Genomic DNA, 20,142 nt, shown 5'->3' with positions numbered 1-20,142 from the left:
TCCTTTGACCACTTCCAGGAGAGAGCCATGAATTTCAAGACGTCCCTGATCACCGCGCTCGTGCTGGCTGCGGCCGCAGGCGCCACCTCGGCGCAGACCGTGCGCATCGGCAACCAGGGCGACGCGCTCTCGATGGACCCGCACTCGCTCAACGAGTCGCTGCAGCTGAGCGTGCTGGGCAACATCTATGAGCCGCTGGTCAACCGCGACAAGGACCTCAAGCTGGTGCCGGCGCTGGCGACGTCGTGGAAGCAGACCGCGCCGACCGTGTGGCGCTTCGAACTGCGCAAGGGCGTGAAATTCCACGATGGCAAGCCGTTCACCGCCGACGACGTGGTGTTCAGCCTGGCGCGTGGCGCGGGCGACGGTTCGGACATGCGCTCCTACACCAACGACTTCAAGGAAGTGCGCAAGATCAACGACTTCACCGTCGAGATCGAGACCAAGTCGCCGTTTCCCATCCTGCCCGACCAGCTCTCGTTCTTCTACATCATGAGCAAGGCCTGGTGCGAAGAGAACCAGGCCACCAAGCCGGTCGACCGCCGCAAGGGCATCGAGAACGCCGCGTCGTTCCGCGCCAATGGCACCGGCCCCTTCCGTCTGCGGGAGCGCCAGCCCAACGTCAAGACTGCCTTTGTGCGCAATGGCAGCTACTGGGGCAAGATCGAAGGCAACGTGGTCAACGTGGAGTACACGCCGATCGGCAACGACGCCACCCGCGCCGCAGCCCTGCTGTCTGGGCAGGTGGATGTGATCGAGCCGGTGCCGCTGCAGGACGTGGCGCGCATCAACGGCAGCGGCAAGGCCAAGGTGCTGCAGGGCCCCGAGTTGCGCTGGATCTTCCTGGGCATGGACCAGAAGCGCGATGAACTGCTGTACTCGAACATCAAGGGCAAGAACCCGTTCAAGGACAAGCGGGTGCGCCAGGCCTTCTACCAGGCCATCGATATCAACGGCATCCAGAAGAACGTGATGCGTGGGGCGTCCACACCGGCGGCCCACCTGATCGGTCCGGGCGTGAACGGTTACGACGCCAGCACGGGCGGCCGCCTGCCCTACGACCCCGACGCCGCCAAGAAGCTGCTGACCGAGGCCGGCTACCCGAACGGTTTCGAGGTCAGCATGAACTGCCCGAACGACCGCTACGTGAACGACAGCAACATCTGCCAGGCGGTCGCGGCCAACCTGGCCAAGATCGGGGTGAAGATCAACCTGCAGGTCGAGACCAAGGGCACCTACTTTCCCAAGATCCTCAAGCGCGACACCAGTTTCTACCTGCTGGGCTGGTCGCCCAGCACCTACGACGCGCACAACGTGCTCAACGCCATCATGCGCTGCGTCGACGACAAGGGCTCCGGCCAGTTCAACCTCGGCGCCTACTGCAATCCGAAGGTGGACGAGCTGACGGTCAAGGTGCAGTCAGAGACCGACAAGGCCAAGCGCGACGCGATGATCAAGGAGGCGTTCAAGCTGCACGCCGACGACATCGGCCATCTGCCGCTGCACCAGCAGGCACTGGCCTGGGGCGTGGGCGACAACGTGCAGCTGACGCAGCGTGCCGACAACCAGATGCCGTTCCGCTACATGAGCGTGAAGTAACCCCCCTGCGCCGCTGCGCGGCTTCCCCCCAGGGGGACGCGGTCAGCGGCCCGGCGAAGCCGGTTCCGCGCCGGCCCCTGACAGGCTCCCCCTCCGTTTCCCTGACATTTGAGATCGAAAGTCCTGCGTTGATTGCTTTTGCTCGCCGCTGGCTCGACAGCGATGTCGGCCACAGCTTCCGCTCCTCGCCGATGGCGATGGTGGCGGCGCTGATTGCGCTGGTCTGCGTGGGGTGTGCGCTGTTCGCACCCTGGGTCGCGCCGCACGATCCGTTCGACCTGGCGACGCTGGAGCTCTCCAATGCGCGGCTGCCGCCGGCATGGATGGAGGGCGGCAACCCCGACTTCCTCCTCGGTACCGAAGACCAGGGGCGCGACATCCTGTCGGCCGTCATGTACGGCGCGCGCATCTCGCTGGCGGTGAGCGTGACCTCGGTGCTGCTGTCGGTGGCAATCGGCGTGTTTCTGGGCTTGCTGGCCGGTTTTCTGGGCGGCTGGATGGACGCGTTCCTGATGCGGCTGTGCGACGTGATGTTGTCGTTCCCGCCGATCCTGGTGGCGCTGCTGATCGCGGGTGTCGGTCGCGCGCTGTTCCCGCAGGCGCAGGACTCGCTGGCGTTTGGCGTGCTGGTGCTGTCGATCACGCTGACCGGCTGGGTGCAGTACGCGCGCACGGTGCGCGGATCGACCCTGGTGGAGCGCCGCAAGGAGTATGTGCAGGCCGCGCAGGTGATCGGCGTGCCGCCGCTGCGCATCATGCGGCGCCATGTGCTGCCCAATGTGCTGGGGCCGGTGCTGGTGCTGGCCACGATCCATGTGGCCACCGCCATCATCACCGAGGCCACGCTGTCCTTTCTCGGCGTCGGCGCACCGGTCACCTCACCCTCGCTGGGCACTCTGATCCGCGTCGGCAACGACTACCTGTTTTCCGGCGAGTGGTGGATCACCGTGTTTCCAGGCGCAATGCTGGTGCTGATCTCGCTGTCGGTGAACCTGCTGGGCGACTGGCTGCGCGACGCACTCAACCCGAGGTTGAGATGACCCTGCTGCAAGTGCGTGACCTGGTCGTCGAGTTTCCGCACCGCCGAGGCACGCTGCGGGCGCTGGACGGTGTGTCGTTCGAGATCGCGCCGGGCGAGATCCTGGGCGTGGTCGGCGAGTCGGGCGCGGGCAAGTCGCTCACCGGCGCGGCCATCATCGGTCTGCTCGAGCCGCCGGGGCGCATCGCCAGTGGCGAGATCCTGCTGGAAGGACGGCGCATCGACAACCTGCCGCCACAGGAACTGCGCAAGGTGCGCGGCCGCCAGATCGGCGCGATCTTCCAGGACCCGCTGACCTCGCTGAACCCGCTCTACACCGTGGGTCGGCAACTGTTCGAGACCATCACCACGCACCTGCCGGTGAGCCAGGCCGAAGCCCGACAGCGCGCCATCCAGCTGCTCAGGGACACCGGCATTCCCGCGCCCGAGCAGCGCATCGACCACTATCCGCACCAGTTCTCCGGCGGCATGCGCCAGCGGGTCGTGATCGCCCTGGCGCTGGCGGCCGAGCCGCGGCTGATCGTGGCGGACGAACCGACCACGGCGCTGGACGTGTCGATCCAGGCGCAGATCATCACCCTGCTCAAGACGCTGTGCCGCGAGCGCGGCGCGGCCGTCATGCTGATCACGCACGACATGGGCGTGATTGCCGAGACCTGCGACCGGGTGGCGGTCATGTACGCGGGACGCATCGCCGAGATCGGTCCGGTGCACGACGTGATCCACCGGCCGGCGCATCCCTACACGGCGGGGCTGATGGGCTGCATTCCCGACATCACCGAAGACCGCGAACACCTGCACCAGATCGATGGCGCCATGCCGCGTCTCAACGCCATTCCCGCCGGCTGTGCCTACCACCCGCGCTGTGAGCGGGCCTTCGATCGCTGCCGGGAGCAGCGGCCTGAATTGCTGCCGGCGGATGCGACGCGCGTGGCGTGCTGGTTGCACGACAGCTCGAACGGGAGGACGTCGTCGTGAGCGAGACAGACCGCATGGCCTCGGAGGCGCCGCTGGTGCGCGCCACCGATCTGGCCAAGACCTTCGACGTCTCGGTGCCATGGCTCAACCGCGTGCTGGAGCGCAAGCCGCGCCAGTTGCTGCGCGCGGTCGACGGGGTGAGCTTCGAGATCCAGCGCGGGCAGACGTTGGCGCTGGTCGGCGAATCGGGCTGCGGCAAGAGCACGGTGGCCCGCCTGCTGGTGGGCTTGTACGCGCCCACGCGCGGCGGCTTCGAGTTCGACGGGCAGGACGCGCACGCGGCCTTCAAGACACCGCAGGGGCGGCAACTGCGGCGGCGCATCCAGATGATCTTCCAGGACCCGTATGCGAGCCTGAACCCGCGCTGGCGGGTGCAGGACATCGTGGGCGAACCGCTGATCGAGCATGGGCTGCTGTCGGGCGCCGGCGAACTGCGCGGGCGGGTCGGCGAACTGCTGCAGTCGGTCGGGCTGTCGCCGCTGGACGCGCTCAAGTACCCGCACCAGTTCTCGGGCGGGCAGCGCCAGCGCATCTCGATCGCGCGCGCACTCGCCACGCAGCCGGACTTCCTCGTCTGCGACGAGCCGACCTCGGCGCTGGACGTGAGCGTGCAGGCGCAGGTGCTCAACATCATGAAGGACCTGCAGCGCCGGCAGGGCCTGACCTACCTGTTCATCAGCCACAACCTCGCGGTGGTGCGGCACGTGAGCGATCACGTGGGGGTGATGTACCTGGGGCGGCTGGTGGAACTGGCGGACAAGCGCACGCTGTTCGACAGCCCGCGGCACCCCTACACGCGCATGTTGCTGGACGCGATCCCGAAGATCCACGAGACCGGCCGTGCGCGCACGCCGGTGCAGGGCGAGGTGCCCAATCCGCTGGACCCGCCGGCCGGGTGTGCCTTCAATCCGCGCTGTCCGCATGTCAACGAGCGCTGTCGCGTGGAGCGGCCGGTGCTGCAGGCGATTGGTGGTGTCCGCATCGCGTGTCACGCGGTGGAAGAAGGGCGGATCTGACGCTCAGACATCTGGGCGTTGGCGCGCACGACGGGCGCTCCCCTCCGCGAATGTCCCCCGGCCCACTGCGCGGGCCTCCTCCTTTATTTCGCTGCGGGGAGCGCCCGTCATCCTGAGATGGTGGCGTGAAGGGTCTTCAAGTCCAGGATGCCGTGGCTTCGGCTCTGCCGAGCCGCAGGCATCGTCCCCCTCTGGGGGAAGACGCGAAGCGGCGCAGGGGGACGCTGGACCTGTGCGCAACGCGCACGGTCAAGCGTATCTCTTACTCCTCAGGTTGTTCTTCATTTCCTTGAGCAGCGGTTGCAGCTTGTTGCCGCCGATGCGCAATGCCAGGCAGGTCGCGACCACGTCGATCACCATCAGGTGCATCAGCCGCGACGTCATCGGGCTGTAGCGGTCGTAGCCCTCGGGGTGGTCGGCGGCCAGGTGGATGTGGCCGGCGGTGGCCAGGGGCGAGCCGCTGGCGGTGACCACGATCACCGTCGCGCCATGCTTGCGCGCGATGTCGGCGGCGTCCATCAGGTCGCGCGTTCGGCCCGAGTTGGACACGATCACCAGGCAGTCGCCGGGGCCCAGCAGGGAAGCGCTCATCACCTGCATGTGGCCGTCGCTGTAGGCGATGGCGTTGATGCCCAGGCGGAAGAACTTGTGCTGCGCATCCTGCGCCACGATGCCCGAGTTGCCGGCGCCGTAGAACTCGATGCGGCCCTTGTTCTTGTAGGTCGCCAGCAGTGCGTCGACGGCCTTTTCGATCGAGTGTGTCGAGGCGTCGTTGCGGTACTTCAGGAACGCCGCCACGGTGTTGTCGATCACCTTGACCAGCACATCGCCGACCTTGTCGTCCACGTCGACGCTGCGGTGGATGAAGGGCACGCCCTCGCTCACCGTGCCGGCCAGCTTGAGCTTGAAGTCCGACAGGCCGTCGTAACCCATGCTGCGGCAGAAGCGCACCACGGTCGGCTTGCTCACGTGTGCGCGGTCGGCCAGCTCGGAGACCGGCAGGCTGGCAAAGCTGCGCGGATCGAGCAGCACAAGTTTGCCCACGCGCTGTTCGGCGGGCGCCAGGGAAGGCATGGAAGCTTTGATGCGGTCGAGCATGGTGGGGCGCCGTCAGGAGTTACGAACCGGTTTCAGACTGGGTTACCAGTCGGTCATGAAACCTTATTACACCCGATAATGGCGCGATGAACCAGCTTGACGCCCTCAAACAGCTCACCACCGTGGTCGCGGACACCGGTGATTTCCACCAGATCGCCGCCTATTCGCCCCGCGACGCGACGACCAATCCGTCGCTGATCCTCAAGGCGGTGCAGAAGCCCGAGTACGCCCACCTGCTGCAGGATGCGGTGTCGAAGTACGGCGCCCAGGGCAAGGACGAAGTCATGAACCGCCTGCTGGTGGCGTTCGGCATCGAGATCCTGAAACACGTGCCGGGCCGGGTGTCGACCGAGGTCGACGCGCGCCTGAGCTTCGACACCGAAGCGACCGTCACCCGCGCCCGCCGCATCATCGACCTGTACCAGGGCGAGGGCGTGCACGTTGACCGCATCCTGATCAAGATCGCCTCGACCTGGGAAGGCATCCAGGCCGCCGCGCGGCTGGAGCGCGACGGCATCCACACCAACCTGACGCTGCTGTTCTCGTTCTGCCAGGCGGTGGCCTGCGGCCAGGCCAAGGTGCAGCTGATCTCCCCGTTTGTCGGCCGCATCTACGACTGGTACAAGAAGCAGGCGGGCGCCAGCTGGGACGAGGCCGCGATGGCCGGTGCCAACGACCCCGGCGTGAAGTCGGTGCAGGCGATCTACAACTTCTACAAGAAGCATGGCATCGCCACCGAGGTGATGGGTGCGAGCTTCCGCAACGTCGGTCAGATCACGGCGCTGGCGGGCTGCGACCTGCTGACCATCAGCCCCGACCTGCTGGCGCAACTGGCCGCCAGCGAGGCGCCGCTGGCACTGGCTCTGAACGCTGAGGCCGCCAAGACGATGGACATCCCGTTCGTTCAGTACGACGAAGCCGGTTTCCGCTTCGCGCTCAACGAAGACGCAATGGCGACCGAGAAGCTGTCCGAAGGCATCCGCGCCTTCGTGGCCGACACCATCAAGCTCGAAGCGATGATGCGCTGACGGGAGGGCGGCTCAGCCGCTCGAACTGCCACAGCAGACGCTGCTCCGTCGATTCGCCGCGACCGAGCCAGCAGAGCCCGGGCTGACCCGGCAGGTGGAAAGCATCGATCGGGTGGCTCACCGGTTCCACGCAGAAGGTAGGTCCGGCTTCCGGACGGAACACCAGCAGGACGCCGTCGCGGGTCGTGGCGGGCTCGCGCACCGTCAGTGCCCAACCCGCCTCCGGCCACTCGATGCGGGCCGCACCCTGCCAGCCCGTAAAGGCGTTGTCGATCAGAGCGCCGTGGGCGCTGATGCCGTGCTGCAGATCCCATGTGCCCAGGACGCTGCTGTGTTCGCGCGGCAGGCGATCCGGATGGCTCAGCCAGACGCCTGTCACGGTCGCCCGTAGTCTGGTGTCGGGCGTGCGCAGCAACCAGGGGTGTTGCCCCAGACCGTAGGGCAGTGGCTGCTCGCCCAGATGGGTCACCGACAGCGTCTGCTCGATGCCGTCGGGCAAAAGGCGGTAGCTTTGCGTGGCGCAGTAGTGGTACGGACTGTCCATGAAGCGGGCCGACGTCAGCCGCATGACCAGCTGCCGGTCGTCGTGTTGCACCACCTCCCAGGGCTGCAGCCAGCCTTCGCCATGGATCGGGTAGGGCTCGCCGGCGCGGTTGGGCTGCAACGGGTGGAACTGGCCGCCGAGTTCAAAGCCGCCGCCACTGACGCGGTTGGACCAGGGCACCAGCGGCAGCGAGGCCACCGAGAACGGATCGGGGTCGCCGAACCATGGGCGCCAGAGATGAAACGGCGTGTGACCCGGGTGGCCGGACGCCGTGGGGGACGGGTGCAGCATCCAGGTGGCCACGCTGCCGCCCATGCCCGGCACCAGCCCCAGCCGCTGGCGGCCGTCGTCCAGCCAGTGGACGGTGTGGCCGCCGCAGAGGCTGGTCAGCAAAACCGAGCGGCTGGTGCTCATGGCGCCATTGCCAGGCCCACCACCCGTGAGGCCACACAACGGCCCTGGCTCTTGCCGCCCTCGATGCCGCTGCGGAAGTGGATGCCGGCGTACAGGCGCGAGAGCGCTGCTTCGTCTGCCGCGGCGCGGAAGCTGGCGAAGCTGCGCGGTCCCCAGCCGCGGTCGTTGTGTGTGTTGTCCGTGAAGCGCGTGCGGGCACCGAACTCGTGTTCCAGCACCTCGGCGGCGGCCGACGACAGCACGGAGTGGCCGGACGGGTATTCGGGGAACGGCGGTGTGTGCATCAGCGTCGGGACCCACTGGCTGTCGATCATCAGCTGCACGGCGGTCACCGGCCGCAGCAGGTTGACCGCGTACTTGGTGTTCCAGGTGGCGATGAAGGCGTCGGCCATGGCCACGTGCAGCCGTGCATACACCAGGGCCGCCCGCGCCAGGCTGGCCTTGCTTTCCTTGAGCTGGTCGGTGGCGATGAACGACCAGTGACCGGCGGGCGTGGGCGTCTTCAGCGGGTCGTCGGCCCAGTACAGCGACACCTGCCGCTGCTCCTGCGTGGCGGCCCGGCTGATGCGGTAGACCTCTTCGGTCTCCTTGTAGAACGCGGAGCCGGCCTGCTCCGAATAGGCCGGCGGCGGCGGCGCGGGACAGGCATCGGCGCGCGGCAGCGCAAACGGCCGGACCGTGCCCCACCAGGGCAGCAGTGCGGGGGCAAAGTTCGGCGGTGTCGGCGACCACTGCCCGCTGCCGCTGGGCGGCACGTAGTTCGACTGGTGGCGGCGCAGCGGCCCCCAGGCTTCGTGCCCGCCATCGGTCCTTGCCCAGGTCATGACCGCCATGGCCATCAGCTTGCCGAAGGTCTCGGATCGCGTCCGGACCTCGGCGCCCACCACCTGCGGGTCGAAGTCGCGCGCCAGCTTCTGCGGCAGGCTGCGCTCCAGCAGGTCGATGCGCATGCGGTTCTCCGCGCTGGCGTGCGGGAACATCATGCGCGTCATGCTCGCCAGTGCCGAGTGCGCCACCGTGGGCCAGTGCAGCGGCTCGTCGGGTTGCGTCATGGGCAGCGACTGCAACTCGTTGAGCTGGCCCGCGAGGCTGCGGTATCCCGGCATGCCGGCCACCACCGATTCGTAGAGCGTGAGACCCAGGTAGGCCAGCGCACGCGAGGCTACCGGCGGACTCATGCCCGGGGTCTGCTGGGTCAGTTGCAGGGCAAGACCGAACCATTCGGTGGCCACCTCCGCGCTGTAGCGCTCGGCCGGCGGTGAAGGGATGGCCGGGGTCTGTGCGCTCGCGGACCCGCTGGCCCACAGTGCGCACAGCCCGAACAGGCCGAGCAACCAGGCGGACAGGTGGCAGCGCATCATGGTGCCCTCCAGAGGCTCAGACCCGAGGGGCCGGCGAGGTAGAAGCGGTCGGCCTCGGCGGTCTGCCAGGCGCTCCAGTCGCCATGGGGCCACTGGATGCGCAGCTGGACGCGGCTGGCCGTGCCCAGACCGAAATGCATCCAGCCCAGGTGCCCGCTGGCATGACCGCCGCCCACGGTCAGTTCCTGGCGCAGCACCGGCGCGCTGTCACCTTCGCCCAGGCGCACCTCGACCCAGGCGCCCACCGCATCGCGGTTGCCGCCGTCCTGCTGCAGCCGCAGCTGCAGCCAGTGCGCCGCATCCGGTGCCTCGGGGGGCAACTGGCGCCACAGCTGCGCCCGGTCGCCCCGGTTGACGACCACCACATCCAGCAAACCGTCGCCATTGAAGTCCACGACCATGCCGCCGCGGCCGCGCAGCACGCTGGCCAGCCCGGCGGTGTGGCCCGCTTCCACAAACTGCCCGTCGGCCATCTGCAGCAGGAGGTTGTTGGGGTCCAGGGCCGCGAAGTCCGGCATCGATGAGACGTTGCCCTTGACCACGAACAGGTCGGTGCGGCCGTCGTTGTTGAGGTCGGCGAACTGGGCGTGCCAGGCGGTGGATGGACGCACATCGCCGCCGACGTAGGGGCGGTGGGCGGTGGCGCCACGCTTGAAGGCGATGTCGACATAGCGGGGCTGCGCGGCGCCGTTTTCCAGGGTCTGCAGCTTGTTGTCGGACATGCTGGTGAGGAACACCTCGGGGTAGCCGTCGCCGGTCAGGTCGTGGCTGGCGATGCCCATGCCCCAGATCTGCAGCGGCTTCCAGCCCTCGGCGCTGGTGTAAAGCGCAGGCGCGGCGCCAGCCGGCAGGCGCCAGAGCTGCTCCTCGCCACCCTTGTAGTACTCGCGGTCGTTGCTCACCCGCAGCGATGCCGTGCCGGAGCGGTTCCAGTCGGAGAACAGCATGGACAGCGCGCAGTGCCCAGGCAGCAGCGGTGTGGCCGGCTGGAACCCGCCTTCCGCCCGCGGCCGCACCAGCAGGGTGGGCGTGCAGGTGCCCCAGGGGAAGTCGGGCTTGCTGCGGTCGGAGTAGGTGCCAATCGCCAGGGTGGGCCAGCGCTGGCCGCGTTCCCAGGTGGCCGACATCGCCGTGTGCCACTGGTTGGCCGAATGCAGGTTCCAGGCCTCGTTGGCCCGCTCGAACCGGCATTGACCCAGGCCCCGGAACACCTGCACCTCACCGACCCGCAGCACCACCAGGTCGGTGATGCGGTCACCGTCGATGTCCAGCGGGTAGGCGCCGATGGCGTTGGTGGTTTCCAGGCCGGAGCGGAACTCCTGCAGCTTCAGCGCCTGTCCCCGCGGGCTGCGGTTGCGATAGAGCTTGGCCTTCCCGACCCCGGCGGTCACGTACAGCTCGGGCAGTCCGTCGTCGTCGCAATCGAAGGTCGCGACGCCGCCGCCGACCATGTATTCCTCTTCGCCCTCGAAGCGGCTTTGCAGGCCCGCGCTTTCGGTTTCCTCGGCGAAACGCGGGATCGCGGGCGGCGCCGCTGCACACAGCAGGGGAAGCAGCAGGAGCAGGGGAAGGGAGAGCCTGGGCAGGGGCCGGCAGATCAGACGCACGCGGGACCTTCGACGAAGACTGGGGGTGCGCCCGATCTTATTAAGTTCGGTCGATGAACTATGTCGGGTTTGTCCCAATGGAGCTCGCTGGATCCGGATTGAATAATTAGTTTGTTGTCCGTACTAAATGGCTGTGAGCGAGGAGCCAGCGGTGCAATGGGAACAACAAGTCCGTTCAACAACGCAGGCCCCGCAGTCGGGCCGTTCACTGGAGACAAGGATGAAACTGAAGACAACGTTGACCGCCCTGGCACTGGGTCTGGCAAGCGCTGGCGCAATGGCCCAGGTGGTGGGTGTGAGCTGGTCCAACTTCCAGGAAGAGCGCTGGAAGACCGACGAGAAGGCGATCAAGGACCAGCTGGCCAAGCTGGGCGCCAGCTACATCAGCGCCGATGCTGGTGGCTCGCCCGAGAAGCAGCTGTCGGACGTCGACTCGCTGATCGCCAAGGGCGCCAAGGTGCTGATCGTCCTGGCGATGGACAAGGACGCCATCCTGCCGGCCGTCAACAAGGCCAGCCAGCAGAAGATTCCGGTGGTCGCCTATGACCGCCTGATCGAGGCGCCCGGCGTGTTCTACATCACCTTCGACAACGTCGAGGTCGGCCGCATGCAGGCCCGCGCCGTGCTCGAAGCCAAGCCCAAGGGCAACTACGTGATGATCAAGGGCTCGCCCACCGATCCGAACGCCAACTTCCTGCGCGGCGGCCAGCAGGAAGTGCTGGAAGCGGCGATCAAGAAGGGCGACATCAAGATCGTCGGCGAGGAATACACCGACGGCTGGAAGCCTGAAGTGGCGCAGAAGAACATGGAACAGATCATCACCAAGACCGGCGGCAAGATCGACGCCGTGGTGGCTTCCAACGACGGCACGGCCGGCGGTGTGGTCGCTGCACTGACCGCCAAGGGCATCAAGGGCATCCCGGTGTCCGGCCAGGACGGCGACCACGCGGCGCTCAACCGCGTCGCCTCGGGCTCGCAGACGGTCTCGGTCTGGAAGGACGCGCGCGATCTCGGTCGTGACGCCGCATCCGCCGCCGTGTCCCTGGCCAAGGGCCAGAAGGTCAGCGGTGCAACGACCTGGGCCGGTGGCGAGAAGAAGGTGTCGCTGCAGGCACAGTTCCTCAAGCCAGTGCCGATCACGGCCAAGAACTTGGACCTGGTGGTCAAGGCGGGCTGGATCAAGAAGGAAGACCTGTGCAAGGGCGTGGACGCGGGCAAGGGCCCGGCCGCCTGCAAGTGATCCTTTCGTTCTCCTGATGGATGGGGGCCCTCGGACCGCGGGCTGGGTCAGCCCGCGGTCTTTTTTTGGCGGAGCATTCCTGTGAGTCCTGTTTCCAACGTTCTCAGGCAACTGGCTGTCGACTGGCGGCTGGTGCTGATGGGGCTCGTCCTGGTGGCGACCGCCATCGTGTTCAACATCCTCTCGGGCGGGCTCTTCCTCTCGCCCGAGAACCTCTACAACATCGCGCAGCAGACCGCGGTGGTCGGCATCGTCGCGACCGTGGTGGTGCTGGTGATCGTGGCGCGCCACATCGATCTGTCGGTCGGCTCGGTGATGGGTTTTGTCGGCGTGCTGATCGCCACGCTCATGTACTCGGCCGGATGGCACTGGATCGAGGCCTCGCTGGCCGGCCTCGCCGTGGCCATCGCCGTGTCGCTCTACCAGGGCGCACTGACCGCGATGCTGGGCGTGCCCTCGTTCGTGGTCACCCTCGGCGGCCTGATGTCGTTCCGGGGCGCCGCCTTTCTGGTCGCCGACGGCAAGACCCAGCCGGTCAACGACGCTTTCTTCCAGAGGCTCGGTGGCGGCTACGACGGCGCCATCGGCGTGCAGGCCAGCTGGGTGCTGGCGGCCGTGCTGGTGGCGGCGCTGTGCGTGATGACCTGGCTGCGCCGCCGCGCCAAGGCGAACTACGACGTGCCCAACCCGCCGTTGTGGCTGGATGTCCTGGTGGCGGCGGTACCCGCGGTGATCGTGGTGGCCTTCGTCGCGACGATGAACGCCTACCAGATCGCCAACAAGGAAGCGCCGCAAGGTGTGCCGATACCGGTGCTCATCTGGGGCGCGGTGGCCCTGGTGCTGTCCTTCATCGTGCACCGCACCCGCTTTGGCCGCTACGTGTTCGCCATGGGCGGCAACCCCGAGGCCGCGGCCCTGGTCGGCATCCCGGTGCGCCGGGTGACACTGATGCTGTTTGCGCTGATGGGCGTGCTCATCACGATCGCGGCGATGGTGTCCATCGCCCGCCTGAACGCCGGCACCAACTCGCTGGGCACCGGCATGGAGCTGTACGTGATCGCTGCCGCGGTGATCGGCGGCACGGCGCTGGCCGGTGGCAGCGGCTCGATCCTCGGCTCGGTACTGGGGGCGCTGATCATGCAGAGCATCGACAGCGGCCTGCTGCTGCTGGACATCTCGATCGGCCTGCGTTACGTGATCATCGGGCAGGTGCTGATCGCCGCCGTGGTGTTCGACGTGGTCTACCGCCGCCTGACCGGAGATACCCAATGAGCGCGCTGGTCGAAATGCGCCACATCGGCAAATCCTTCGGCGGCGTGCGCGCGGTCGACGATGTGTCCATCAACCTCTACCCCGGCGAAGTGGTGGCCTTGCTCGGCCACAACGGCGCGGGCAAGTCCACGCTGATGAAGATGCTGGCCGGGGCCTACCCGATCGACAGCGGTGAGGTCCTGATCAATGGCCAGCCGGCCCACATCCGCACCCCGGTCGACGCCCAGCGCTGTGGCATCGAATCGATCTACCAGACGCTGGCCCTGGCCGACAACCTGGACGCGGTGGCCAACCTGTTTCTCGGCCGCGAACTGCTCACCCGCTGGAACACGCTGGACGATCACCGCATGGACGCCGAGGCCCGCAAGGTGTTCCATCGTCTGAACAAAAACTTCCGCAATGTGCGCACGCCGGTGCGCCGTCTCTCGGGCGGTCAGCGGCAGGTGGTCGCGATCTCGCGCGCCATCTATTTCAATGCTCGCATCCTGATCATGGACGAGCCCACCGCCGCGCTGGGGCCGGAGGAAACAGCCATGGTGGGCAACCTGGTGCGCCAGCTCAAGGCCGAGGGCGTCGGCATTTTCCTGATCACGCACGACATGCCGGATGTCTTTGGTCTGAGCGACCGGCTGGCGGTGATGAAGAACGGGCGCATGGTCGGCGCCTACCGGACCGCCGAGGTCACGGAGGACGAAGTGCTTGGCATGATCATCGCTGGCAAACAACCCGACGGAAAGGCGCAGGCCCACAGTGTCTGAGGCCAGCCTCTCCTCCTGAGAATCCCATGAAGACCACCGGCGACCAGCAACTTGTCAAACGCATCAACCGCAGCGTGCTGCTGCGGCTGCTGCGGCGGCGCAGCGGGCTCTCCCGCGCGCAGCTCGCGCAGGAAAGCGGGCTGACCAAATCGACCGTCAGTCTGCTGGTGCGCGAACTGATCGACGAAGGCTGGATCACCGAAACCGGCATCGCCGCCGCGCAGGGCCTGGGCCGGCCGTCGACGCCGCTGCGCATCGACGGCAGCCGCCGCGCCATGATCGGGGTGGAAGTCGCCGTGGAATCTCTGCGGGTGGTGGCGGTGTCGCTCACCGGCGAGGTGATCTGGTCGATCGAGGAGTCCCTGTCGGAACGCGAGCCCGAGCCGGTGTGTCGCCAGGTGGCGCAACTGGTGGTTCGCACCCACCGGGTGCTCGCCGAGCGGGCCTTGCTGGTGTCGGGCATCGGCATCGGCCTGCCCGGAGCGTTTGATGAAGCCACCGGCACCGTGCGGTTCGCGCCCAACCTGGGTTGGCGCAACGTGGGGTTCCTGCCGCTGATCACGCAGGCGCTGTCCGATGCGGGCGCTCCACCGGTCGCGGTGCACGTGCAGAACGAAGCCGATACCGCCGCACTCAGCGAGTACGAGTTCAGCGAGGGCGATGTCATGGACTCGCTGATTTTCGTGACCTGTGGCACCGGCGTGGGCGCGGGCATCGTGCTCAACGACCGCCTGTTCACCGGCCTGCAGGGCATGGCCGGTGAAATCGGCCACAGCATCCTGCAGGTCGATGGCCTGCCTTGCTCCTGCGGACGCCGGGGCTGTGCCGAAACCTTCTTCGGCGCCCGCGCGCTGGACCGCCTGCCGGATCCCGCGCAGGGCGGTGTCTACCTCGGCGTCGTGCTGCAGAACCTGTGGACCACCTTCAACCCCGGCGCGCTGGTGGTCGGCGGACCTTCCTGCGAGCAGTACCCGGGCATCGTGCGGCAGGCGCGCGACACCCTGCTGGCCTACGCCGCCAGCGCGGGCGTTCCGGCGCCTGTGGTCCGGCCCGCGCGGTATGCGCTGCTGGCGTCGGCCGTCGGAGCGGCGGCGCTGGTGCTCCACCACGAACTGCGGCCCATGCACGCCCGCGCCAACGTGGCCGCGCCGGGCGAGACCGAATCCGACTGGCCCACCGGGACGCATCTGGTCCTCCACTGACACCTCTTCAACATGTACATCGGCATCGACATCGGCACCTCCGAGGTGAAGGCCCTGCTGCTCGGCCCCGACCAGCGCGTGATCGGCTCGGCGGGCTCGGCCCTCAGCGTGTCGCGGCCCCAGCCTGGCCACAGCGAACAGGACCCCGCCGAATGGTGGATCGCCACACAGGCGGCGCTGGCCAGCCTGCGCGCCGCGCATTCGCTCGAATACGCGGCGACCGAAGCCATCGGGCTCTCGGGCCAGATGCACGGCGCGGTGCTGCTGGATGACCAGGACCGCGTGCTGCGCCCGGCCATCCTCTGGAACGACACACGTTGCGCGACCGAGTGCAGCGAAATGATGGCCGAGCTCCCCGCGCTGAGCGAGCTTGGCGGCAGCCTGGCGATGCCCGGCTTCACCGCGCCCAAGCTGCGCTGGGTCGCGCGCCACGAACCCGAGGTCTTCCAGCGCGTGGCCAAGGTGCTGCTGCCCAAGGACCATGTGCGGCTGATGCTGACCGGCGAACACGTGAGCGACCTCTCGGACGCCAGCGGCACTCTCTGGCTCGATGTGCGGCGCCGCGACTGGTCCGACGAACTGCTGGCCCTCACCGGTCTGACGCGCGCGCACATGCCGCGCCTGGTCGAAGGCAGCGAAGCCGGTGGACGGCTGAAGGCCGACGTGGCGCAGGCGCTGGGCCTGCGGCCGGGCACGGTGGTGGCAGGTGGCGCGGGCGACAACGCCGCCAGCGCTGTCGGCATGGGCGCGGTACAGCCGGGCCAGGGCTTTCTCTCGCTCGGCACCAGTGGCGTGCTGTTCGTGGTCACGCCCGACTACCAGCCCAATGCGGCGAGCGCCACGCATGCCTTCTGTCACGCGGTCCCAGGCCGCTGGCACCAGATGAGCGTGATGCTCTCGGCCGCCAGTGCGCTGCAGTGGGTGGCCGACCTGTTGGGCGCGGCGAACGCCGGCGAGGTGGCTGCGCGGGCGGCAAGCCTGACTGCAGGCGAACGCGAGGCTGCCCCGCTGTTTCTGCCGTACCTCGGCGGTGAGCGCACGCCACACAACGATGCGAAGGTGCGCGGCAGCTTTCACGGTCTGGACTTCGACACCAATGCCGCGCGCCTGGGTTACGCGGTGATGGAGGGTGTGAGCTTCGGCCTGCTTGATGGCCTGGCCGCTCTCAATGCCGCTGGCAGCAGCGTCTCGCGCCTGTCGCTGGTCGGCGGGGGCGCCCGCAGCGCCTTCTGGGCCCAGATGCTGGCCAGTGCGCTGGATGTCGAGATCGTCACCCACAGCGGCTCCGCGGTCGGTGGTGCCCTCGGCGCCGCGCGCCTGGGCGCCCTGGCCGCTGGCCGGTCGCTGGACGAGATGTGCCAGGCACCGCCCATCGACGCGACCTATCTCCCCGATCCGTCTGAGCGCGCGTTGCTGCAGCACCGCCACGCCCAGTTTCGCAGCCTGTACCGCAGGCCCTGACGACTTCCACCGAACGATTTCACCCGAGACCACCATGAGCAACTACTTCTCCGACATTCCCGCGATCGCCTACGAAGGCCCGCAGTCGAACAACCCGCTGGCCTTCAAGTGGTACGACAAGGACCGCCTGGTGCTGGGCAAGCGCATGGAGGACCACCTGCGCTTTGCTGTCTGCTACTGGCACAGCTTCTGCTGGAACGGCTTCGACCCGTTCGGTTACGACGGCACCTTCGAGCGCCCGTGGCAGCGCGTGGCCGACCCGATGGCGGCGGCACGCATGAAGGCCGACGCGGCATTCGACTTCTTCGCGCGTCTGGGTGCGCCGTACTACTGCTTCCACGATCGCGACGTGGCGCCCGAAGGAGCGACGCCGCGCGAGAGCGTGAACCAACTGCACGAGATGGTGGACGTGCTGCAGGCCAAGCAGGCGCAGACCGGCATGAAGCTGCTCTGGGGCACGGCCAACCTGTTCAGTCACCGCCGCTTCATGTCGGGTGCGTCGACCAACCCCGATCCCGAGATCTTCGCGCTGGCCGCGCTGCAGGTGAAGGAGGCGATGGACGCCACGCTGAAACTGGGCGGCGAGAACTACGTGCTCTGGGGTGGCCGCGAAGGGTATGAGACCCTCCTCAACACCCGCATGGGCCAGGAGCTGGACCAGATGGGCCGCTTCCTGAACATGGTGGTGGACTACAAGCACAAGATCGGTTTCAAAGGCACGATCCTCATCGAACCCAAGCCGCGCGAGCCGTCCAAGCACCAGTACGACTTCGACACCGCCACGGTCTACGGCTTCCTCGTGCGCCACGGCCTGGAAAAGGAAATCAAGGTCAACATCGAGGCCAACCACGCCACCCTCTCGGGCCACAGCTTCGAGCACGAGATCGCCACCGCCATCGATCTGGGCATCTTCGGCTCCATCGACATGAACCGCGGCGACATGCAGTGCGGCTGGGACACCGACCAGTTCCCCAACAACATTCCCGAGACCGCGCTGGCGATGTACCTGATATTGCAGGGCGGCGGCTTCACCACCGGCGGGCTGAACTTCGATTCGAAAGTGCGCCGCCAGTCGATCGACGCCGAGGACATGTTCCACGGTCACATCGGCGGCATGGACGTGTCGGCGCGGGCACTGCTGATCGCAGAAGAAATGATCACCGACGGCCAGCTGGCCCGCCACGTCGAGGCCCGCTACGCTGGCTGGAACACCCCCTTTGGTCAGGACCTGATGGCCGGTCGTTTCGGTCTGGACCAGGTGGCGGCGCGTGCCCTGGAACAGAACCACGACACGCGGCCGGTGTCTGGGCGACAGGAATACCTGGAGAACCTGCTCAACCGCTATCTCTGATCGCCGGCTGCCCGGAGGTGGTCTACCGACTTTTGCCTGCTGGAGTTCCTTTTGATCTCACGTCGCCAATGTCTTCTGTCCGCCCTGGCCGCAGGCGCGGTCGCCGCCCGCCCGCTGCTGGCCCAGACCAAGATCGATGTGGGACTGGCCATGCCCACCCTGGCACTGCAGCGGTGGGTCATCGACGGCCTCGCGCTCGCGCGCTCGTTCAACGGCATGCGACTGGTCTCCGACCTGCAGTTCGCGAACAACGACGTGCAGACCCAGATCGCGCAGATCGACGGCATGCTGGGCAAGGGAGCGAGGGCGCTGATCGTGACGCCCATCGACGGTCCCGCCCTGGCGCCCGTGTTGAAGAAAGCGGCGGACCAGAAGGTCGCGGTGATTTCCTACGACCGCCTGATCCGCAACTCGCCGCATGTTGACTACTACGCGACCTTCGACAACTTCGGCGTGGGTTATCTGCAGGGGACGGAGATTGTCCGTCGGCTCAAGCTGGGCGAGACCGCCGGCCCCTTCTACATCGAATTGTTTGGCGGGTCGCCCGACGACAACAACGCGTTCTTCTTCTACAACGGTGCGATGTCGGTGCTCAAGCCCTATCTGGACAACGGGCAACTGATCGTCGGGTCGGGGCAGACGGGGATGGATCTGGTCTCGACCCAGGCCTGGAGCGGTGTGACGGCGCGCTTCCGGTTCGAGAAGATCCTGGAAAAGACGTACGTGAAACAACGACTGCATGCGGTGCTCGCTCCCAACGATGGCATTGCGATTGAGCTGCTGCAAGCGCTGAAACTCAAGGGCTACGGCACCGAAGGAAAGCCCTGGCCGGTGGTCAGCGGCCAGGATGCCGACGTGCAATCGGTGCGCTCGATCATCCGCAAGGAGCAGTCGTTCACGGTGTTCAAGGACACCCGCCAGCTGGCGTTGGCGGCGGCGTCCATGGCGGAGGCAGTGCTCAGCAACAAGAAGCCGCAGGTCAATGACGAAAAGACCTACGACAACGGCGTCAAGACGATGCGTTCCCTGCTGTTGAAGCCGGTCGTGGTGGATGTGGCCAACTGGCGCGAAGCCCTTGTGACCTCCGGGTACTACAAGGACTACCTGTTCCGCTGAGTGGATGGATCACCGGTGATGCAACCACATACCGCTACCGGGAGGGCCGCATGAAGCCAGTGGTCTGGGGCATTCTGGGGACCTCGAAGATCGGGCGCGAGCAGGTGATCCCGGCGATGCTGTCGAGCCCGCTGGTCGAACTGCGCGCCGTTGCCTCGCGGTCGTTGCCTTCGGCCCAGGCCGCCGCGCGTCTGGCGGGTATTCCGCTGGCCTACGGCAGCTATGAGGCGCTGATTGCCGATCCCTTCATCGAAGCAATCTACAACCCCCTGCCCAACCATCTGCACGTTCCGCTGACCTTGCAGGCCGCCGCGGCCGGCAAGCATGTGCTGTGCGAGAAGCCCTTTGCCCTGAACACCACCGAGGCGCAGAGTGCCAGGGTTGCCGCGGCGCGGGTGCACATCGAAGAGGCCTTCATGGTGCGCCACCACCCGCAATGGGAGCGTGCGCGGGACCTGGTGCAGGCCGGGCGCATCGGCGTGCCACGGGCGGTCCAGGTGTTTTTCTCGTACTTCAACGACGACGCGGCCAACATCCGCAACCAGACCGCGATGGGCGGCGGCGCGCTGTACGACATTGGCTGCTACGCGGTTCTGGCCGGCCGCTATCTGTTCGAAGCCGAACCTCTGAGGGCCGTGTCGCTGGTCGACCGGGACCCGGTGCTCGGGACCGACCGGCTGACGAGCGCGCTGCTGGATTTCGGTGCGGGCCGGCAGCTGAGTTTCACGGTGTCGACCCAGTGCGTGCCGTTCCAGAGGGCGCAGGTGGTGGGCACCCTCGGACGGATCGAGCTGTTTGTTCCGTTCAACGCCGAGCGTGGCGGACAGATGCGGCTGGCGCTCGATGTCGGAGGACGGCTGGATGGCAGCAGCGTGACGGTGGAGACCCTGCCTGCGGCCGACCAGTACCGGCTGGAAGTCGAAGCGTTTTCACGCCGCCTGCGGGGAGGCGGGCCGCCGGCTGGCGACGGACTCGCCGATGCCGTGGCCCAGGCGCAGGTGATCGATGCGCTCTGGCGATCCGAACGCAGCGGGTGCTGGGAGACGGTGGCCTGATAC

General features: G+C 67.3%; 17 protein-coding genes. 13 read left to right on the top strand and 4 right to left on the bottom strand.

All coding sequences use genetic code 11. From position 1 onward, the window contains the following. Positions 1-27 precede the first annotated feature (27 nt). From ACLIJ1_RS12560 to ACLIJ1_RS12545, 4 genes are all read left to right on the top strand, one after another. Entirely contained in the window at positions 28-1,599 is a 1,572-nt protein-coding gene (locus tag ACLIJ1_RS12560) for an ABC transporter substrate-binding protein (protein WP_411365871.1), read from the top strand. 128 nt (positions 1,600-1,727) lie between these two features. Continuing rightward, on the top strand, positions 1,728-2,639 hold the full coding sequence (locus ACLIJ1_RS12555) for an ABC transporter permease (protein ID WP_411365870.1): 912 nt from the start codon (positions 1,728-1,730) through the stop codon (positions 2,637-2,639). After that, complete coding sequence (locus ACLIJ1_RS12550; protein WP_411365869.1) at positions 2,636-3,616, top strand: ABC transporter ATP-binding protein; 981 nt, start codon at positions 2,636-2,638, stop codon at positions 3,614-3,616. Before ACLIJ1_RS12555 ends, ACLIJ1_RS12550 begins: the two co-directional genes overlap by 4 nt. A 14-nt stretch (positions 3,617-3,630) precedes the next feature. Continuing rightward, positions 3,631-4,632: an ABC transporter ATP-binding protein gene (locus ACLIJ1_RS12545; RefSeq protein WP_411366399.1), complete on the top strand. Its 1,002-nt coding sequence runs from the start codon at positions 3,631-3,633 to the stop codon at positions 4,630-4,632. A 249-nt stretch (positions 4,633-4,881) separates the two neighbouring features. Here ACLIJ1_RS12545 and ACLIJ1_RS12540 read toward each other — a convergent pair whose 3' ends face one another. Then, positions 4,882-5,730 carry a MurR/RpiR family transcriptional regulator gene (locus ACLIJ1_RS12540; protein ID WP_411365868.1) on the bottom strand — a complete coding sequence of 283 codons (849 nt, stop codon included), beginning with the start codon at positions 5,728-5,730 and terminating at the stop codon, positions 4,882-4,884. Positions 5,731-5,816: 86 nt separating this feature from the next. Here ACLIJ1_RS12540 and tal point away from each other — a divergent pair, with 86 nt between their 5' ends. Continuing rightward, positions 5,817-6,758, top strand: a complete 942-nt coding sequence (gene tal, locus ACLIJ1_RS12535) for a transaldolase (RefSeq protein ID WP_411365867.1) — start codon at positions 5,817-5,819, stop codon at positions 6,756-6,758. Here the strand turns inward: tal and ACLIJ1_RS12530 are convergent. From ACLIJ1_RS12530 to ACLIJ1_RS12520, 3 genes are read right to left on the bottom strand one after another with little or no spacing between them, the layout of a single operon-like run. Next, entirely contained in the window at positions 6,733-7,716 is a 984-nt protein-coding gene (locus tag ACLIJ1_RS12530) for an aldose 1-epimerase (protein WP_411365866.1), read from the bottom strand. The genes tal and ACLIJ1_RS12530 overlap by 26 nt on opposite strands. Continuing rightward, the gene (locus tag ACLIJ1_RS12525) at positions 7,713-9,077 is read right to left on the bottom strand and encodes a vanadium-dependent haloperoxidase (protein ID WP_411365865.1); all 1,365 of its coding nucleotides are present in this window, start codon (positions 9,075-9,077) and stop codon (positions 7,713-7,715) included. The genes ACLIJ1_RS12530 and ACLIJ1_RS12525 overlap by 4 nt, the downstream gene beginning before the upstream one ends. Further along, positions 9,074-10,684 carry a CRTAC1 family protein gene (locus ACLIJ1_RS12520; protein WP_411365864.1) on the bottom strand — a complete coding sequence of 537 codons (1,611 nt, stop codon included), beginning with the start codon at positions 10,682-10,684 and terminating at the stop codon, positions 9,074-9,076. Before ACLIJ1_RS12520 ends, ACLIJ1_RS12525 begins: the two co-directional genes overlap by 4 nt. A 220-nt stretch (positions 10,685-10,904) precedes the next feature. Between ACLIJ1_RS12520 and xylF the strand changes: the two genes are divergently transcribed. From xylF to ACLIJ1_RS12480, 8 genes are all read left to right on the top strand, one after another. Further along, the gene (gene xylF / locus ACLIJ1_RS12515) at positions 10,905-11,924 is read left to right on the top strand and encodes a D-xylose ABC transporter substrate-binding protein (RefSeq protein WP_411365863.1); all 1,020 of its coding nucleotides are present in this window, start codon (positions 10,905-10,907) and stop codon (positions 11,922-11,924) included. Between the two features lie 138 nt (positions 11,925-12,062). Then, complete coding sequence (locus ACLIJ1_RS12510; protein WP_411366398.1) at positions 12,063-13,196, top strand: sugar ABC transporter permease; 1,134 nt, start codon at positions 12,063-12,065, stop codon at positions 13,194-13,196. Beyond that, positions 13,193-13,954 carry an ATP-binding cassette domain-containing protein gene (locus ACLIJ1_RS12505; protein ID WP_411365862.1) on the top strand — a complete coding sequence of 254 codons (762 nt, stop codon included), beginning with the start codon at positions 13,193-13,195 and terminating at the stop codon, positions 13,952-13,954. Before ACLIJ1_RS12510 ends, ACLIJ1_RS12505 begins: the two co-directional genes overlap by 4 nt. Positions 13,955-13,980: 26 nt before the next feature. After that, the gene (locus tag ACLIJ1_RS12500) at positions 13,981-15,156 is read left to right on the top strand and encodes an ROK family protein (RefSeq protein ID WP_411365861.1); all 1,176 of its coding nucleotides are present in this window, start codon (positions 13,981-13,983) and stop codon (positions 15,154-15,156) included. A 12-nt stretch (positions 15,157-15,168) separates the two neighbouring features. After that, a complete protein-coding gene (gene xylB, locus ACLIJ1_RS12495; protein WP_411365860.1) occupies positions 15,169-16,617 on the top strand; it encodes a xylulokinase in 1,449 nt (482 codons plus the stop codon). Between the two features lie 34 nt (positions 16,618-16,651). Continuing rightward, complete coding sequence (gene xylA, locus ACLIJ1_RS12490; RefSeq protein WP_411365859.1) at positions 16,652-17,968, top strand: xylose isomerase; 1,317 nt, start codon at positions 16,652-16,654, stop codon at positions 17,966-17,968. A gap of 51 nt (positions 17,969-18,019) precedes the next feature. Beyond that, positions 18,020-19,084 (top strand): substrate-binding domain-containing protein, encoded by a 1,065-nt coding sequence (locus tag ACLIJ1_RS12485; protein WP_411365858.1) that lies wholly within the window; start codon positions 18,020-18,022, stop codon positions 19,082-19,084. 50 nt (positions 19,085-19,134) lie between these two features. Further along, on the top strand, positions 19,135-20,139 hold the full coding sequence (locus ACLIJ1_RS12480) for a Gfo/Idh/MocA family protein (protein WP_411365857.1): 1,005 nt from the start codon (positions 19,135-19,137) through the stop codon (positions 20,137-20,139). The last annotated feature ends 3 nt before the right edge of the window (positions 20,140-20,142 follow it).

This window comes from Hydrogenophaga sp. RWCD_12 (assembly GCF_046604225.1).
In the GTDB taxonomy this organism is placed as follows: Bacteria; Pseudomonadota; Gammaproteobacteria; order Burkholderiales; family Burkholderiaceae_C; genus Hydrogenophaga.
Note: the sequence above shows the minus strand (reverse complement) of the source record. Positions and strands in the feature narration are given on the sequence as shown.